At 70.2% G+C, this 16185-nt stretch carries 14 protein-coding genes; 9 read left to right on the top strand and 5 right to left on the bottom strand.

Annotated features, from left to right (window positions below; translation table 11 throughout):
* The first annotated feature begins 66 nt into the window (after window positions 1-66).
* Complete coding sequence (gene rocD, locus IFY26_RS12095) at window positions 67-1329, top strand: ornithine--oxo-acid transaminase (RefSeq protein WP_232549255.1); 1263 nt, start codon at window positions 67-69, stop codon at window positions 1327-1329.
* Between the two features lie 33 nt (window positions 1330-1362).
* Here rocD and IFY26_RS12090 read toward each other — a convergent pair whose 3' ends face one another.
* Window positions 1363-1908 carry a YceI family protein gene (locus IFY26_RS12090; RefSeq protein WP_232549254.1) on the bottom strand — a complete coding sequence of 182 codons (546 nt, stop codon included), beginning with the start codon at window positions 1906-1908 and terminating at the stop codon, window positions 1363-1365.
* Window positions 1909-2074: 166 nt separating this feature from the next.
* Here IFY26_RS12090 and IFY26_RS12085 point away from each other — a divergent pair, with 166 nt between their 5' ends.
* Complete coding sequence (locus IFY26_RS12085; protein WP_232549253.1) at window positions 2075-3358, top strand: citrate synthase; 1284 nt, start codon at window positions 2075-2077, stop codon at window positions 3356-3358.
* A gap of 24 nt (window positions 3359-3382) precedes the next feature.
* Here IFY26_RS12085 and IFY26_RS12080 read toward each other — a convergent pair whose 3' ends face one another.
* Entirely contained in the window at window positions 3383-5008 is a 1626-nt protein-coding gene (locus IFY26_RS12080) for a glycoside hydrolase family 32 protein (protein WP_232549252.1), read from the bottom strand.
* Window positions 5009-5275: 267 nt separating this feature from the next.
* Between IFY26_RS12080 and IFY26_RS12075 the strand changes: the two genes are divergently transcribed.
* Complete coding sequence (locus IFY26_RS12075) at window positions 5276-7429, top strand: glycoside hydrolase family 68 protein (protein WP_232549251.1); 2154 nt, start codon at window positions 5276-5278, stop codon at window positions 7427-7429.
* A 22-nt stretch (window positions 7430-7451) separates the two neighbouring features.
* Here IFY26_RS12075 and IFY26_RS12070 read toward each other — a convergent pair whose 3' ends face one another.
* A complete protein-coding gene (locus IFY26_RS12070) occupies window positions 7452-8012 on the bottom strand; it encodes a hypothetical protein (protein ID WP_232549250.1) in 561 nt (186 codons plus the stop codon).
* Between the two features lie 63 nt (window positions 8013-8075).
* On the opposite strand from IFY26_RS12070, the gene IFY26_RS12065 reads away from it, so the two are divergent.
* Genes IFY26_RS12065 through IFY26_RS12050 form a run of 4 tightly spaced genes read left to right on the top strand, consistent with a single transcriptional unit; the run spans window position 8076 to window position 11501 of the window.
* Window positions 8076-9371, top strand: coding sequence for an aminotransferase-like domain-containing protein (locus IFY26_RS12065; RefSeq protein WP_232549366.1), 1296 nt, complete (start codon window positions 8076-8078; stop codon window positions 9369-9371).
* Window positions 9372-9400: 29 nt separating this feature from the next.
* Complete coding sequence (locus tag IFY26_RS12060) at window positions 9401-10366, top strand: D-alanine--D-alanine ligase family protein (protein WP_232549249.1); 966 nt, start codon at window positions 9401-9403, stop codon at window positions 10364-10366.
* The gene (locus IFY26_RS12055; protein ID WP_232549248.1) at window positions 10363-11115 is read left to right on the top strand and encodes an SURF1 family protein; all 753 of its coding nucleotides are present in this window, start codon (window positions 10363-10365) and stop codon (window positions 11113-11115) included. The genes IFY26_RS12060 and IFY26_RS12055 overlap by 4 nt, the downstream gene beginning before the upstream one ends.
* 2 nt (window positions 11116-11117) lie before the next feature.
* Window positions 11118-11501, top strand: coding sequence for a DUF3817 domain-containing protein (locus tag IFY26_RS12050; protein ID WP_232549365.1), 384 nt, complete (start codon window positions 11118-11120; stop codon window positions 11499-11501).
* Window positions 11502-11574: 73 nt separating this feature from the next.
* Here IFY26_RS12050 and IFY26_RS12045 read toward each other — a convergent pair whose 3' ends face one another.
* Both IFY26_RS12045 and IFY26_RS12040 read right to left on the bottom strand, forming a co-directional pair.
* Window positions 11575-12594, bottom strand: a complete 1020-nt coding sequence (locus IFY26_RS12045; RefSeq protein ID WP_232549247.1) for a ParB/RepB/Spo0J family partition protein — start codon at window positions 12592-12594, stop codon at window positions 11575-11577.
* Window positions 12595-12662: 68 nt separating this feature from the next.
* A complete protein-coding gene (locus IFY26_RS12040; RefSeq protein WP_269779459.1) occupies window positions 12663-13571 on the bottom strand; it encodes a ParA family protein in 909 nt (302 codons plus the stop codon).
* A gap of 331 nt (window positions 13572-13902) precedes the next feature.
* Between IFY26_RS12040 and cbiB the strand changes: the two genes are divergently transcribed.
* Both cbiB and IFY26_RS12030 read left to right on the top strand, forming a co-directional pair.
* Window positions 13903-14934 (top strand): adenosylcobinamide-phosphate synthase CbiB, encoded by a 1032-nt coding sequence (gene cbiB, locus IFY26_RS12035; RefSeq protein WP_232549246.1) that lies wholly within the window; start codon window positions 13903-13905, stop codon window positions 14932-14934.
* Complete coding sequence (locus IFY26_RS12030) at window positions 14931-16181, top strand: NAD(P)-dependent oxidoreductase (RefSeq protein ID WP_232549245.1); 1251 nt, start codon at window positions 14931-14933, stop codon at window positions 16179-16181. Before cbiB ends, IFY26_RS12030 begins: the two co-directional genes overlap by 4 nt.
* Window positions 16182-16185 lie beyond the last annotated feature (4 nt).

Below are 16185 nucleotides of genomic sequence, written 5' to 3'. Positions count from 1 at the left end.
TTGGCCGCAACCGATAGAATCGGGACGTCCGCGACCGGCGCCCGCCGGCCCACGTCAGGAGGCGCCATGGCTCTCGATGCCCCATCCCCCCGCCAGCAGGCCGCCATCGACCAGGCGGACGCCTGGGGTGCCCACACCTACGCCCGGCTCCCCGTCGTGCTGGCCCGTGGCGAGGGAGCGGTCGTCCACGACATCGACGGCCACCGCTACCTCGACTGCCTGGCCGGCTACTCCGCGGTCAACTTCGGCCACGGCCACCCGCGCCTGGTCGCCGCCGCCACGGCGCAGTTGAACCGGGTGACGCTGGTCTCGCGCGCCTTCCACGCCGAGCCGTACGGCCCGTTCGTCGAGGCCCTTGCGCGGCTGTGCGGCAAGGAGGTCGTGCTGCCCATGAACAGCGGCGCGGAGGCGGTCGAGACCGCGATCAAGACGGCCCGCAAGTGGGGTTACCGCGTCAAGGGGGTGCCGGAGGGTGAGGCGCGCATCATCGTGATGACGGGCAACTTCCACGGCCGGACGTCCACGATCATCTCGTTCAGCAACGACACCGAGGCGCGCGCCGAGTACGCGCCCTACATGGGCGGGTTCGTCCAGGTGCCGTTCGGGGATGCCGACGCGCTGGCGTCCGCCATCGACGACCGCACGGTCGCCGTACTGGTGGAGCCCGTCCAGGGCGAGGCCGGCGTCATCATCCCGCCGGCAGGCTACCTGCGCGCCGTCCGGGAGCTCTGCACCGCGCACGACGTGCTGATGGTGGCCGACGAAATCCAGTCGGGCCTCGGCCGCACGGGCACCACGTTCGCCTGCGACCTCGAGGGCGTGGTGCCGGACGTCTACGTGCTCGGCAAGGCGCTGGGCGGCGGCATCATGCCGGTCTCCGCCGTGGTGGCCGACCGGGCGGTGCTCGGCGTGTTCACCCCGGGCAGCCACGGCTCGACGTTCGGCGGCAACCCGCTCGCCTGCGCGATCGGGCGCGAGGTCGTCGAACTCCTGGGCACCGGCGAGATGCAGGACGCCGCCCGCGCCCGGGGTGCCCAGCTGCGGGCCGGGCTCGCGCCGCTGGTGGAGCGCGGCTGGCTCACCGACCTGCGTCAGGTGGGGTTGTGGCTGGGGCTCGACGTCCACCCCGACCTCGGCACCGGCAAGCAGATCTGCGAGCGCCTGCTCCGGCGTGGCCTGCTGGCCAAGGACACCCACGGCACCACGATCCGGCTCTCCCCGCCGCTGGTCGTCACGGCCGAGCAGGTGGACGAGATCATCGACGGCGTCACCGCCGCCTGTGCCGAAGCCGCCTGTGCCGAAGCCGCCGACGCTGCGGGGATCGGCTGATCCCCCCCGCGCCGGCGGCCCGTGCGGACGGGCTCAGGCCTGCTTGACGGCGGACACCTCGAACTCGAGGGTCACCTTGTCGGCCACGAGGAAGCCACCGGTCTCGAGGGCGGCGTTCCAGGTGAGGCCGTAGTCGGCGCGGGAGACGTCGACCTTGCCCTCGAAGCCGATGCGCTCGTTGCCGAAGGGATCGGTGGCGGCGCCGTTGAAGTCGAACGGGATCGTGACGGACTTCGTGACGTCCTTGATGGTGAGGTCGCCGGTCACGTCGACGGTGTCGTTGGAGACCGCGAAGTCGGTGCTGCGGAACGTGATCGTCGGGTACTGCTCGACGTCGAAGAAGTCGGCGCTGCGGACGTGGGTGTCACGGTCGGCGTTGTTCGTGTCGAGGCTGGCGGCCTGTACCGTCACCTCGAGCGAGGAGTTGCTGGGGTTGGCGCCGTCGATCGTCGCGGTGCCGGAGTAGTCGTTGAAGCGGCCACGCACCTTGGTGACCATGGCATGGCGGGTCACGAAGCCGACTTCGCTGTGCGTCGGGTCGAGCGTGTAGGTGCCCTGGAGTTCGGTGAGCTGCGTCATGATGCTTCCTCTTCTGTTCGGTGGAGCTGTCGTTCTCGGTTGTGGGCACCACCCTAGCACCGTGTGGTTGAAATATCAACTATCGTCCTCATCGGTTGGCAGCTCTGCCGGACCAGCACGCTAGGCTGCTCCCGTTCACCTGTCTGCACACCCAAGGAGATGTTCGATGACGAACCCGGCCACCTTCACCGCTGGCGAGCACGAGCTCGAGCTGCCCTTCGTGGGGGCGACCCAGGGCAACAACGGCTACGACATCGGCAAGCTGCTGGCCACGACAGGGGACACGACCTACGACAACGGCTTCGCCAACACGGCTGTCTGCAAGTCGGCCATCACCTACATCGACGGGGACGCCGGCGTCCTGCAGTACCGCGGTTACCCGATCGAGCAGCTCGCCGAGAAGTCGACGTTCCTCGAAACGTCCTACCTGGTGCTCTACGGTGAGCTGCCCACCCAGACCGAGCTCGACGAGTTCACCCAGAAGATCAGCCGGCACATGGTGATCGACGAGCGGCTGCGCGAGCTGTTCCGCATCTTCCCGCGCCGCTCGCACCCCATGCCCGTGCTGTCCGCGGCCATCACCGCGCTGAGCACGTTCTCCACCGACACGATCGGCTTCGACGCCGAGCGGGTGGACGCCGCGACGCACCGCCTCATGGCCAAGCTGCCCACCCTGGCGGCCTACTCGTTCAAGAACTCCCTCGGCAGCCCGACGTTGTGGCCGGACTACTCGTTGAGCTACATCGAGAACTTCCTGCGCATGTCGTTCGGCACCGTGACGGAGCCGTACGAGTTCGACGACGAGGTGACGCGAGCGCTCGACGTCCTGCTGATCCTCCACGCCGACCACGAGCAGAACTGCTCGACGTCGACCGTCCGCCTGGTCGGCTCGTCGCAGGCCAACCTGTACGCCTCGGTGAGCGCCGGCGTCCACGCCCTGTCGGGCCCGCTCCACGGCGGCGCCAACCAGGCCGTGCTGGAGATGCTGGCGTCCATTCGCGACGACGGCATCTCGGTGGCGGACTACATGGGCCGGGTGAAGGACAAGAAGGACACCACGAAGCTCATGGGCTTCGGTCACCGGATCTACAAGAACTACGATCCGCGCGCCGCGATCATCAAGAAGCACGCCGATTCGATCCTCGGCAAGCGCGAGGGCTCCGACCAGCTGCTCGACATCGCGCTGGAGCTCGAAGAGGCCGCGCTGAACGACGACTACTTCGTCGAGCGCAAGCTCTACCCGAACGTGGACTTCTACACCGGCCTGATCTACCAGGCCATGGGGTTCCCGGTGGACATGTTCACCGTCCTGTTCGCGCTCGGCCGGCTCCCGGGCTGGATCGCCCAGTGGCGCGAGATGGTCAACGACCCGACCAACAAGATCGGCCGTCCGCGGCAGATCTACGTCGGTGAGACCGAGCGCGCCTACGTGCCGATGGACCGGCGCTGACCCAGCCCGCCGGCCCGGCTCGCGTCACGGTTGTTGGACGGGGGCGGCCGCCAGCGGCTCCACCCGCAGGTCCAGCAGCCGAGTGACGCCGGCCACGGACGCCGCGCCCCACCCGCGCGCGCCGGGTGCGGTGTGCACGACGGAGCTCAACGTCGCCTCTCCCCCACCGGCGAACACCTCGACCGTGGTGTCGTCCACGATGATGTCGAGGTCGACCGCCCCGTCGTCGGGCGCGAGCGGGGCCGAGCGGATCGCACGGTAGTCCTCCGGCATCGTTGCGGCGATGGCGTCGGTGTCGCGCGCCACGAACACCCGCTGGCCGGCGAAGTCGTACCCCACCGTGATGAAGGACCCGTCGCCCGCATCCAGCAACAGGCGGGTCTCCCGGGCCGGGTGGGCGTCGTCGCGGGCCACGGTCACACGCAGCCGGTAGGCCCCGTCGGGCAGCGGGTCGGACGCCTCCCAGCTCTCGGTCACGGTGACGTCCGCGCCCGGCCCCTCGTCCGCCGGGGCGAGCGCGTCCAGCCCGCCCAGGGGCTGGACCACCAGGCGCGGCTGGCCGTCCACCGTGCGCAGGGCCAGCTCGCGCACGAGGGAGAGAGTGCCCCCGGCCCAGTCGGGGGCGGGCAGGTCGGTGGCGTAGTTCCAGTTGTTCATCCAGCCGATCAGGTAGCGGCTCTGGAGCTGCTCGGCGTCCGACACCCGGGGGTCCTCCCACGTGGTGGCGGCGTAGAAGTCCGGGCCGGCGTCCACCCACTGGTGGTCACCGTCGCTCGTGAAGGCCTCGCCGTCCCACTCCCCCAGCCAGGCAGCCGTCCCGGTGGTGAAGCCCTCGGCCGCGCCGTTGGCGCCGGTCATCAGCACCCAGACGACCTCGCCCGGATCGTCGTCCACGGCGAGCGGGAACAGGTCGGGGCACTCCAGGACGCCGAGGCCGGTGGTGGTGAACCGGGAGCGGTAGGTCCAGGCCCGCAGGTCCGGTGAGGTGTAGAAGCCGATCGCGTCCCCCTCGGCCAGGGCCATGACCCAGCGGGAGTGCGCGGCGTCCCAGAACACCTTGGGGTCCCGGAAATCCGGCACGCCCGGGTTGGGCATCACGGGGTTGCCGTCGGCCGAGGCGAACGTGAACCCGCCGTCGGCGGAGTGGAACAGTGACTGCACCTGGACGCCGTCATGCTGCTGGGTCGCCAGCGCGAGGACGGCCCCGGCACCGTAACCGGCGGTGTTCTCGGTGTCGACGACGGCGCTCCCGGTCCAGATGTCACCGAGACCGTTGCGATACTTCTCGATCGCGACGCCCTCGTCGCGCCAGTGCACGAGATCGGTCGAGGTGAGGTGGTACCAGGAGGTGCCGTTCCCGTCGGGGTAGTCGGCGTTGTAGAGGTGGTAGAGGTGCCACTGACCGTCCCGGAAGAACGGTCGTTGTGGATCGTTGATCCAGCGGTCGGGCGGGGTGATGTGCAGCGCCGGACGCCCGGGCTGCGGGCTGGGCGTGACGGCCGTCGGGGTCGGCGCCACCGCTGTGGGCGACGGGCTCGGGATGGGCTTGGGCGCGCACGCGCTGAGGCCGAGAGTGGCGAGTGTGAAGGCCACCACCCCGGTGGCGGCCTTCACACTCCACGTCCCGCGGCGCGAGACACGTCGGTGCATCGTGATCCTTCCTTGGCGGGGGGTGGTCCGTTGGGGGGGAACAGGTACCGGCTGGTCAGATCGGCATCAGCCTAAGCCTGCGACGAGCCCCGGGGAGTGCGTTCACAGAAATCCCCCCGAAGGCGTCCTCAACTTGTCACATCAACGCCGAAGCCCGTTGACACCGGCAATCGGTGTCTGGTTCGATCCATGGTGGGGGGCCCTTCACAGGGTAGCAACGGGTACCACGCGGGACATCACATCACCACACGACAAGAGGTGCCAGACGTGAAAACCAGACCAGTCAACCGTGTCCTCGCAGCCATGGTGCTCGTGGCCGCGATGCTCTCCTCCTTGGTGGGTCTCCCCACCGCCCGTGCCGCCGTTCCCGATGCCGTGCCGGGCTTCGCCGCCCCCACGGTGCACACCCAGGAGGCATATCACCCCATCAACTCCGACTTCACCGCGCGCTGGACGCGTGCGGATGCGATGCAGCTCCAGGCCATGTCCGACCCGACCGCCGGCTCGCGTGAGAACTCGATGCCCACGGAGTACACGATGCCCACGGTGTCGCAGGACTTCCCGGACATGAGCAACGACCAGGTGTGGGTGTGGGACACCTGGCCGCTCACCGACGAGCGCTCCCACCAGTACAGCGTGCTCGGCTGGGAGGTCGTCTTCTCCCTGGTGGCCGACCGGAGCCTCGGCTTCGACGAGCGGCACCAGTTCGCCCGGATCGGCTACTTCTACCGTGAGGCGGGCATCCCGGCTGACGAGCGTCCCGAGAACGGTGGCTGGACCTACGGTGGCCTGCTGTTCGAGGACGGCGTGACCGGCGTCATCTTCGACGACCAGAGCTTCAGCCACCAGACGGAGTGGTCCGGTTCGGCCCGCGTCTTCCCCGACGGCACGGTCAAGCTGTTCTTCACCGACGTTGCGTTCTACCGGGACGCCTCCGGCGCCGACATCAAGCCCTACGACCCGCGCATCGCGTTGAGCATCGGCACGATCCACGCCGACGACGACGGGGTGTCCTTCACCGGCTTCGATGCGGTCACCGACCTGCTCCAGGCCGACGGCCGGTGGTACCAGGACGGCGACCAGAACCCGTACTTCAACTTCCGCGACCCGTTCACGTTCGAGGATCCGGCCCACCCAGGTGAGACCTTCATGGTGTTCGAGGGCAACAGCGCCGTCGAGCGCGGCTCGCGCTCCTGCACGGTGGAGGACCTGGGCTACGCCGCGGACGACCCCCATGCCGAGGATCTCACCGAGGTCATGGACAACGGCGCGGTGTACCAGATGGCCAACGTCGGCCTGGCCGTCGCCGAGAACGACGACCTGACCGCGTGGCGCTTCCTGCCGCCGATCCTGTCGGCCAACTGTGTCACCGACCAGACCGAGCGCCCGCAGATCTACATCAAGGACGGGAAGTACTACCTGTTCACGATCAGCCACCGCTCCACCTTCGCGTGGGGCATGGACGGGCCCGAGGGCGTCTACGGCTTCGTCGGCGACGGCATCCGCAGCGACTTCCAGCCGCTCAACCGGGGCTCCGGCCTCGCCCTGGGCAACCCGACGAACCTCAACTACCTGCAGGGCAACCCGTTCGACCCCGATTTCAACCAGCACCCCGGTGCCTTCCAGGCGTACTCGCACTACGTGATGCCGAACGGCCTGGTGCAGTCGTTCATCGACACGATCGGAACGACGGACAACTTCCGCCGCGGCGGGACGCTCGGGCCGACGGTGCGGCTGATCATCTCGGGCACCACCGCGATGGTGGACCGTGACTACGGCGATGTGGGCCTCGGCGGGTACGCCGACATCCCTGCCGACCGCAACCTCGTGCCGACCTTCTCCGACGTCCCCGAGGGGCTGCAGTTCCACGACGAGATCATGTGGCTCGCCGGGGAGCGGATCACGACGGGCTACCCGGACGGCACGTTCCGCCCGACCACCCCGATCAACCGTGACGCCATGGCGGCCTTCCTCTACCGCTTCGCGGGTTCGCCGGACTTCACGCCGGATGGCCAGACGTTCGTCGACGTGGGTGAGGACAACCAGTTCTACACCGAGATCGAATGGTTGGCGGCCCAGGGCATCACCACCGGCTGGGAGACCGACGCGGGCCGCGAGTTCCGGCCCACGACGGCCATCAACCGCGACGCCATGGCGGCCTTCCTCTACCGCTTCGCCGGTTCGCCGCGGCACGTGCCGTTCGGCCAGCGCTTCGTGGACGTCCCGCCGAGCATGCCGTTCCACACGGAAATCGACTGGCTGGCCACGACGGGCATCACCACCGGCTGGCCGACGGCCAACGGCAACGAGTTCCGTCCGACCACGCCGATCAACCGCGACGCGATGGCCGCCTTCCTCTACCGCTACGACAACCACTACCCCGAGGTGAGCCCCCTCGGCGCGGCGGTTGCGGAGCGCTGAACCCCTCGTCCGCCGGGTCGACTTACAACCGTGTGATTCTGTGCACAGTTGGGGACAACCCTGTGGACAACTCCTCCCGAACGCTCGGCGTCCCTCGTGCGGACGCCGGGCGTTCGGCGCGCGTGGCCCGGACGAGGGCGTCCACCACGCCGCGCACGGCGTCCGGCACCCGCACGGTGCTGCGCAGATCGAGCTTCCACTGCTTGCCGCGGACGCACTCCACGAACCCACGGCCCTCCAGCCACACGCCGGGGAGGTGCGCGCAGTCGGGCGTTCCGAGCGTGCCCGGGGCGATGATGCGTCGGACGCGGCGCGCCCCCTCCGCCGCCGCCAGCCGTTGGATCAGTTGCGTTCCGATCAGCTCGCCGAGATCGGGTTGACGCACCCACATCTGCACGATCACCACCGAACCGGGCGGGTGGACGTCGCCCACCTGCGACGCGGGGGCGCAGGCCACGGCGCCCACGACGGCACCGTCCCGCACCGCCTTCCACCCGAACAGGGCGCCCCGCGGCGTCCGCCCGCACCACGGGCAGGCGAGGGAGCGCAGATCGACACTGTCGAGCCGAACGAGCGATCGCACCGCCGCACCTCCTTTGGCCGACACCGGCCCGAGTGGGAGGATGGACCGGTGAGCTCGCTTGAGATGCCCCGCCGCAGCACGCGGCTGGACCCCTACGTCGACCAGTATGCAGAACGGACGTCGTCCATGACGGTCTCCGCGGTCCGAGCTCTCTTCGCCGTCGCCAACCGCCCCGAGGTGGTTTCTCTGGCCGGCGGCATGCCGAACATCACCGACCTACCGCTGGGCACGATCGGGGACGCCTTCAACGACCTCGTGCGCAGCGCCGGCGTCCAGGCCATGCAGTACGGCTCCGGGCAGGGCGAGCTGTTCATGCGCGAGAAGATCGTGGAGGTGATGGCGGAGGAGCAGATCCACGCCAACCCCGACGACGTCGTCGTCACCTGCGGCAGCCAGCAGGCGCTCGACCTGGTCACGCGCATCTTCATCGACCCGGGCGACGTCATCTTGTGTGAGGCGCCGAGCTACGTCGGGGCGTTGGGGACGTTCAACGCCTCGCAGGCGCGGATCCACCATGTGGCGATGGACGAGCACGGACTGCTCCCGGACGCGCTGCGCACCGCCGTGCTGGCCCTGCGCGCCGAGGGGGCGCGCGTGAAGTTCCTCTACACCATCCCCAACTACAACAACCCCACCGGCATCACCCAGACGCTGGACCGGCGCCGGGCGCTGCTCGACGTGGCCCACGAGGTCGATCTGCTCGTCGTCGAGGACAACCCGTACGGCCTGTTGACGTTCGACGGCGACCCGGTGCCGGCGCTGCGGGCGATGGACGACCAGGTGATCTACCTCGGGTCGTTCTCCAAGACGTTCGCGCCGGGGTTCCGCATCGGGTGGGTGCTCGCGCCGCACGCCGTGCGCGAACGCCTGGTCATCGCCCAGGAGGCGGCCGTGCTGTCCCCGCCGGTGTTCAGCCAGTTCGCGATCGCGGCCTACCTCGACCGGTTCGACTGGCGCGGCCAGATCGTGGCCTTCCGCGACATGTACCGCGAGCGGCGCGACGCCATGCTCCGCGGCTTGGAGGACCACATGCCGGCCGGCACCACGTGGACGCGTCCGACGGGTGGCTTCTTCGTGTGGGTCACGCTGCCGGAGGGTCTGGACTCCCAGGCGCTGCTCGCCCGCGCCGTCAACGAGCGGGTGGCCTACGTGCCCGGCTCGGCGTTCTACGCCGACGGTTTCGGCGGCCGCAACCTGCGGGCGTCCTACTGTTTCCCGACCGCCGAGCGCATCTACGAGGGCACGCGGCGACTCGGCCGCGTCATCGCCGCCGAGCTCGAGATGCGCGCCACCTTCGGGCTGGGCGCGGAGACACCGCTGCACCGGCCCGGCCTCGGCCCGGCGCCCGACCTGAGTTGACCCCCTCACCACCAGCCAAGGAGCACACCGTGGCCGATCCCACTGGAACCGTCGTCGTCCTCGCCGGAGGGCTCTCCCACGAACGCGAGGTGTCGCTGCGCTCAGGTCGGCGGGTTGCCACGGCGCTCCGCGAGACGGGTCACACCGTCCTCGAGGCGGACGTGAACGGTCAGTTGCTGTCGGTGTTGGCGGACGCGGACGACCCGCTGGTCTTTCCGGTGCTGCACGGCGGGGCCGGGGAGGACGGGGCCCTGCGCGAGGTGCTCGACGTGCTGGGCGTGTCCTACATCGGCTCCACCGGCCGGGCCTCGCACATCGCGTTCGACAAGGCGGTCGCGACGCCGCTGGTGGCCGCCGCCGGTTTCGCCACGCCGCGGCAGGCCGCGCTCCCCCAGGACATGTTCCGCGAGCTCGGGGCCCACGCCCTGGTCGAGGCGCTGGCGTCCGGCATCGGGTTCCCGATGATGGTCAAGCCCGCGCAGAGCGGATCCTCGCTGGGCTGCACCCGGGTCGAGAGCGCGGACGCCCTGCCCGCCGCCATCGTGACGGCGTTCGGCTACGGCGAGGTCGCCATCGTCGAGGAGTTCATCGAGGGCCGCGAGGTGGCCGTCTCCGTCGTGGATCTGGGCGACGGACCCACCGCCCTGCCGGCGGTCGAGATCGAGCCCGTCAGCGGGCCCTATGACTACGCGGCCCGCTACACCGCCGGGCAGACCCGGTTCAGCGCCCCGGCCGACCTGCCCGCGGCCGTCGCGGACGCCTGCGCCGACCTGGCCGTGCAGGCGCACCGGATCCTCGGGCTGCGGGACGTCTCCCGCACCGACCTCATCATCCGCGACGACACCCCGTACTTCCTCGAGGTGAACGTTGCCCCCGGCATGACCGACACCAGCCTGCTCCCCCTCGCCATCGAGGCGAGCGGGGTGTCGTTCGAGGAGATCTGCTCCTCGCTCGTGGCCGCCGCGCGGGGCCGGGAGGAGAGCGCCTCGGCATGAGCACCCGCCTGAAGCAGATCTTGCTCGTGACCGCCGGTGCGGTGGTGGCGTTCGTCATGGTGCTGCTCGGGCTGTGGCAGATGCAGGTCTTCGTGGATTCCGGCAACCGCGGCATCGCCGACCGGGCCGCCCAGCCACCGGTGCAGCTCGCGGACAACATGACCGATGGTGAGGTCACCGGTGACGTGTACGGCAAGCAGGTGATCGCGTCCGGTACGTATCTGCCGGGCCAGGAGCTGCTGCTGCCCACCGACGGGCAGTTTCGCGTCCTGACCGCCCTGGAACTGCCCGACGGCCGCGTCCTGCCGGTGGTGCGGGGCCTCGTGGCGGACGGCGGGGCGGTGCCGGAGCCGCCCACCGGGCCCCAGACCGAGACCGGCCTGCTCCTCCCCGGTGAGGGGGACGTCGACGGCACCCCGCCCGGCACGATCGCCTCCGTGCGCATGCCGGCGCTCGCCCAGGTGTGGCCCCAGCAACTCGCCGCCGGCTTCATCACGCTGACGGCCGACGAATCGGCCGACCAGGGTTTGGCCGTGGCTCCGGTCGCCCTGCCCGAGGGTGAGGGCGCCGCGCGGAACAGTGGCTACGCTCTCCAGTGGTGGGTGTTCGCCGCCTTCGCGCTCGGCATGAGCGTGCGCATCGCGCACGGCATGGGGCGCCGCGATCGACTGGACGCCGAGGCGGCCGCCCGCACCGAGCTGAGGGACGTGACCCCACCGAACGACCAGGAGAGGACGCCCACCCCGTGAGCATGTCGTTGGACACCCACCCGCTGCAGCCCCAGGATGTGCCGGGCGTCACCGGCGCCCTCATGCGGTACCGCGTGATGGCCTGGGTGGTCGGTGTGCTGCTCGCGGTGCTCGTGCTGGTCGGGATGCCCCTGAAGTACCTGGCGGGCAACGACCTGGTCGTGACCCTGACCGGTATGCCCCACGGTTGGCTCTACATGCTCTTGTTGATCACGGCCTACGATCTCGGGCACCGCGTGAAGTGGCCCTGGCTACGGCTTTTGATCATCGCGGCGGCCGGGACCGTGCCGTTCCTCTCGTTCTGGGCCGAGCACAACGCCACCCGCGATGTCCGGCAGCGCCTCGCCGCCGTCGAGAGCCCCGTCGAGACGACTCCCCCCGCCTGAGCGGTCGTCCCGGGTGACCTTCGCCCCGGGGCCACTGTCCCGGGGTTCCCGGTTCAGTACATTTATCGACTTGTTAGTTTGTGGGCACGCCCTGCCTGAGCACGGTGAGGATGCGCTCCAGGTCGTCCTCCCCCGCGAACTCGATGGTGATCTTGCCCTTGTTCTTGCCGATCTGCACGGCCACCCGCGTGTCGAGACTGTCGGTGAGGGTGGACGCCAGGGTCTCGGCCCGCGGGGACGGGGCCCGCACGGCCCGCGGGCGCCGGCCGACGCGTTCCCGCTCCCCCAGCGCCACCAGCTCCTCCACCGCTCGGACGCTGAGCCCCTCGGCCACGATCCGCTGCGCGAGCCGCTCCTGCGCCATCGGATCCTCCAGGCTCAGCAGGGCCCGCGCGTGCCCGGCGGAGAGCACCCCGGCTGCGACGCGACGCTGCACGGGCGCCGGGAGACGCAGGAGGCGGATGGTGTTGGAGATCTGGGGCCGGGACCGCTTGATCCGCGCCGCCAGCTCCTCCTGCGTGCACCCGAAGTCGTCCAACATCTGCTGGTAGGCGGCAGCCTCCTCCAGCGGATTGAGCTGCGCCCGGTGCAGGTTCTCCAGCAGGGCGTCACGGAGAAGATCGTGCTCGTCGGTGTCCCGAATGATGGCTGGGATCGTGGCGAGGCCGGCCAGCTTGCTGGCGCGCAGGCGACGCTCCCCCATCACCAGCTCGTAGTCACCTCCCGCACGACGGACGACGATGGGTTGAAGCAGACCCACCTCGGCGATGGACGCGCTCAGCTCGGCCAGATCGTCCTCGTCGAACACCTGGCGTGGCTGCTTCGGGTTGGGCGTCACCCGCTCGATCTCGATCTCGGCGAACGCTGCCCCGCTGGGTGCCGGAACGAGGTCGAGGGCCTCAGCCTCGTTACCCCTGTTCGTCCCCGTCGTCGCGCGGCCCTGGCCAGCCGCCGCTGTGCCATCCGGGTGTCCGGTCGAGGCGGCGTCCGTGATTCGGCCCGGGCTTGCCTGGGAGGGCTCCGACGGAGCGCTCGTGGGCCGGATTAGGTCGCCCAGGCCCCGTCCCAGGCCACTACGCGGCTTGTTTGCCATGGTGCTCTCTCCTCTTCTGGGCGCAGGTGCGCCTCGCTGGGTGGACGGCGCAGGGCGTGCCAGCGCTGTCAGTGGACACCGACGCCTCGCTCAGCGATCTCGACGGCAGCCTTGTGATAGGCCTGCGCCCCAACGGACGCGAGTTGATAGGTCAGCACGGTCTGGCCGTAACTGGGGGCCTCGGCAATACGGACGGACCGAGGAATGACGGTGTCAAGCACCTCACGTGCGAAATGCGTGCGTACCTCGTCGGCGACTTGGGACGACAAGTTCGTCCGCCCGTCGAACATCGTCAGCACCACGGTGGTGAGGGTGAGTTCGTCGTTCAAGCGGCCCTTGACGAGGTTGATGGTGCGCAGCAGTTGCGTGACACCTTCCAGCGCGTAGTACTCGCACTGAATCGGGATCATGATCTCCTTGGCTGCCACGAGCGCATTGAGGGTAAGGAGGCCCAGTGAGGGTGGGCAGTCGATGATGACGTAATCGACATAGAAATCGCGAAAGAACACGTCGAGCGCGCTGCGGAGCCGCGTTTCACGTGAAACCGTGGCGACCAGACCGACTTCAGCTCCGGCGAGATCGATGGTGGCGGGCAGCACCCACAGCCCGGGGATGTCGGCGCACCGCTGGAGAGCATCCACCAACGGATGCCCGTCCACCAACACCTCGTAGGCACCGGTGGTGCCTTCCTCGTGGTCCACGCCCAGCGCCGTGGAGGCGTTGCCTTGGGGGTCCATGTCGACGACCAAGACGCGTAGGCCCCCCATGGCCAATCCTGCGGCGATGTTGACCGCGGTCGTGGTCTTGCCGACCCCGCCCTTCTGATTGGCCACCACCATGACACGGGGCGCGTCGGGCTGGGGGAGTGTCGGGGTTTCACGTGGAACGTCAATAGCCAGGTCATCGGGGGCGTCGGGCACGTTGGCCCCGAACTCCGGCTCGTCGTAGGCGGCGCGACGCGCTGCACCTTCTGTCATGTGTGGATTCCCCCTCAGCAACGGCGTCCATCGGCCCGGAACGCCGAGCCGCGTGACCGTCCTCGACCGCGATACTGCGTGAACACTACCCATCTCGCGGACCTTGGTCAGCTGTCCTCGCCGTGAGACCCGCAACTGAACGACAACAGCGGCACCTTCCCACTCTCGGGCAGCACCACTGGCGCTGCGTGTCGACAAACCCCTTTGTCATATCGTTTTATCGGTATATAGCCCAGCTGCCGGGTGTCCCCATCGACGCCCTGTTAAGGTGAGCAGACCGCACCACCAAGGCCAGCTGCGGCCTCGCGGCGGGAATCGGGGGAGGAGTGGCATGGACGCCGAGCGACGCGGTGTTCACCGTTCCAGGCGCCGCTCGCTCCTGACGGCGCGCGGTCTGGGACTGCTGCTCGGCCTTGCTGTCGATGCCGCCTGGGGCGATCCCGAACGCCACCATCCCGTCGCCTGGTTCGGCGCCTGGTCAAGCACGGTCGAACGCTGGCTGTACAGCGACTCCAGCGCGCGTGGCGTGGCGCACACCGCTCTCAGCCTGGCCCCGGTCGCGGTGCTCGGACTTCTCGTGGACACCGGGACGCGTCGTCACCCCCTCCTGGCCATGGCAGCCACCGCTCTGACCACGTGGGTGTGCGTCGGAGCCCGTAGCCTCTCCCGGGAAGGGCGGTTGCTGGCCGCAGCGTTGGCGTCCGATGACATGATGGCAGCCCGGCAACGCCTGCCGCACCTGTGCGGCCGGGACCCGACAGGGCTCGACGGGGGAGAGCTGGGCCGCGCGACGGTGGAGTCCCTGGCCGAGAACACCGCCGATGCGGCTGTCGCCTCGCTGTTCTGGGGAAGCGTGGGCGGCGTGACCGGCCTCCTGGTGCACCGCGGTGCCAACACCCTCGACGCCATGGTGGGCCACCGCACTCCCCGGTATCGGCACTTCGGCACGGCGGCCGCACGCCTCGACGATGTGCTGGACTGGGTTCCCGCCCGGGTCACGGCCGCGTTGGCCTGTGGCTGGGCGCCGGCGGTGGGTGGTTCCACGTGGAACACTGCGCGGACGGTGCTGCGCGATGCCCATGACCACCCCAGCCCCAATGGCGGGTGGTGCGAGGCCGCGTGGGCCGGTGCGCTCGGAGTTCAGCTGGGCGGGGCCAACGTCTACGGCGAGCGAGTGGAGGTACGCGGCCTGCTGGGTTCGGCCAGCCACCCCCGCCCGGACGCCGTCGCCGTCGGCCGCGCGGCCTTCTTGGTGACGGCCGTCACGTGGTCGGCCGGATTGGTGAGCGCCGTGTGCCTGGGCTGGCTCGCCCGAGCCCGCGCGCAGCGTCCCGTTCGCCGAGGGCGGGGGGCCGACCGGTGAAGCCCGCCCTCGTCCTGGCCGTTCCGGGCGCCTGCGATGGCCCCGAGCACGCGGCGGAGGTCGAACCGCTGCAGGGCGTCCTCGCCCAGACGCTCCCCGACGTCAGGGTCATGGTCGGATTCATCAATGGCTCTGTTTCGTCCCTCGCCGACGCAGTCCGGGAAGCGCTGGGGAGCGCGAAGAGCATGGTGGTCGTCCCCCTCCTGACCGAGGGTGACCGCCACGGCCTCGACGCGATCATCGCCCGGGTGGAACCGGCCCGCCCGGTGCGCGGCAGGGCACGCCGGGGCGTCGCCGATGACCTGGTCGGCGAGGTCGCCTACACCACGTCACCGGCGGGGGACCCCCGGCTGTCGGACGACCTGGGCAGCCGCCTGCGGTCCGTCACCGGGGCCGGCCCGTCCCGCGTCGCCTCGGTGGTGCTCGGGCCGGGGGTCGGCACACCCGAGGGGCGGGCGGCGCAGGCGCGGGCGGCGCGCCTCGTCGTGGAGCAGGGCCTGTGGGGGTTGGGGCTGACCGCCTTCCTCGGGGGGACGGCACGCCCCGACCTGATTGACGCCCTGACCAGCGCCGTTGCTCTCGGATTTCGTGAGATCGTGGTGGGTGTCCTCGGCCTGGGCACCGGCGGGCTCCACGCCGAGACGCGTGCCGCCCTGGACTCCTGGCGGGCCGCGCACACCGACGTCGACGTTCGTCTGGCCCCACCCCTGACTCCCACCGCGCTGGCCGCCATCGTGGCCGATCGGTACCGCAGCGCAGCACGCTTCGGAGGGGCGCCGGGTGCCCCGGTCCACCTCGTGGGCCTGGCCCTGGCCGGCCGCCGCGTCGTGGTGGTGGGCGGCGGCGCCGTCGCCTCCCGCCGCGTCCCGCGCCTGCTCGCCGATGACGCCGCCGTGGTGGTGGTCGCGCCACGGGTGACCCCGGAGCTGGCCCAGTTGGCCGCCGCCGGGGCCCTCACCTGGCGGCAGAAGGAATTCACCATGGAGGATCTTCAGGGGGCGCGCTACGTCCAGGCGCTGACTGACGAGCCCCAGGTCAACGCCCGGGTGGCCGCCTGGGCGGAGGCACAGGGCATCTTCTGCGTGCGCGGGGACGACGCCTCCGGCGGCACGGCCTGGACGCCGGCGTCCGGCACCGCCGGAGGCCTGACCATCGGTGTGGTGGGGCATCGCAACCCCCGACGATCGGCCGCCGCGCGCGATGTGGCCGTGGCCGCCGTGGAGTCCTGGGACCTCACCGAGCGCTGACCCG

This window comes from Propioniciclava soli, assembly GCF_014858005.1.
In the GTDB taxonomy this organism is placed as follows: Bacteria; Actinomycetota; Actinomycetes; order Propionibacteriales; family Propionibacteriaceae; genus Propioniciclava; species Propioniciclava soli.
This window is presented reverse-complemented; position numbering and strand designations above follow the sequence as displayed.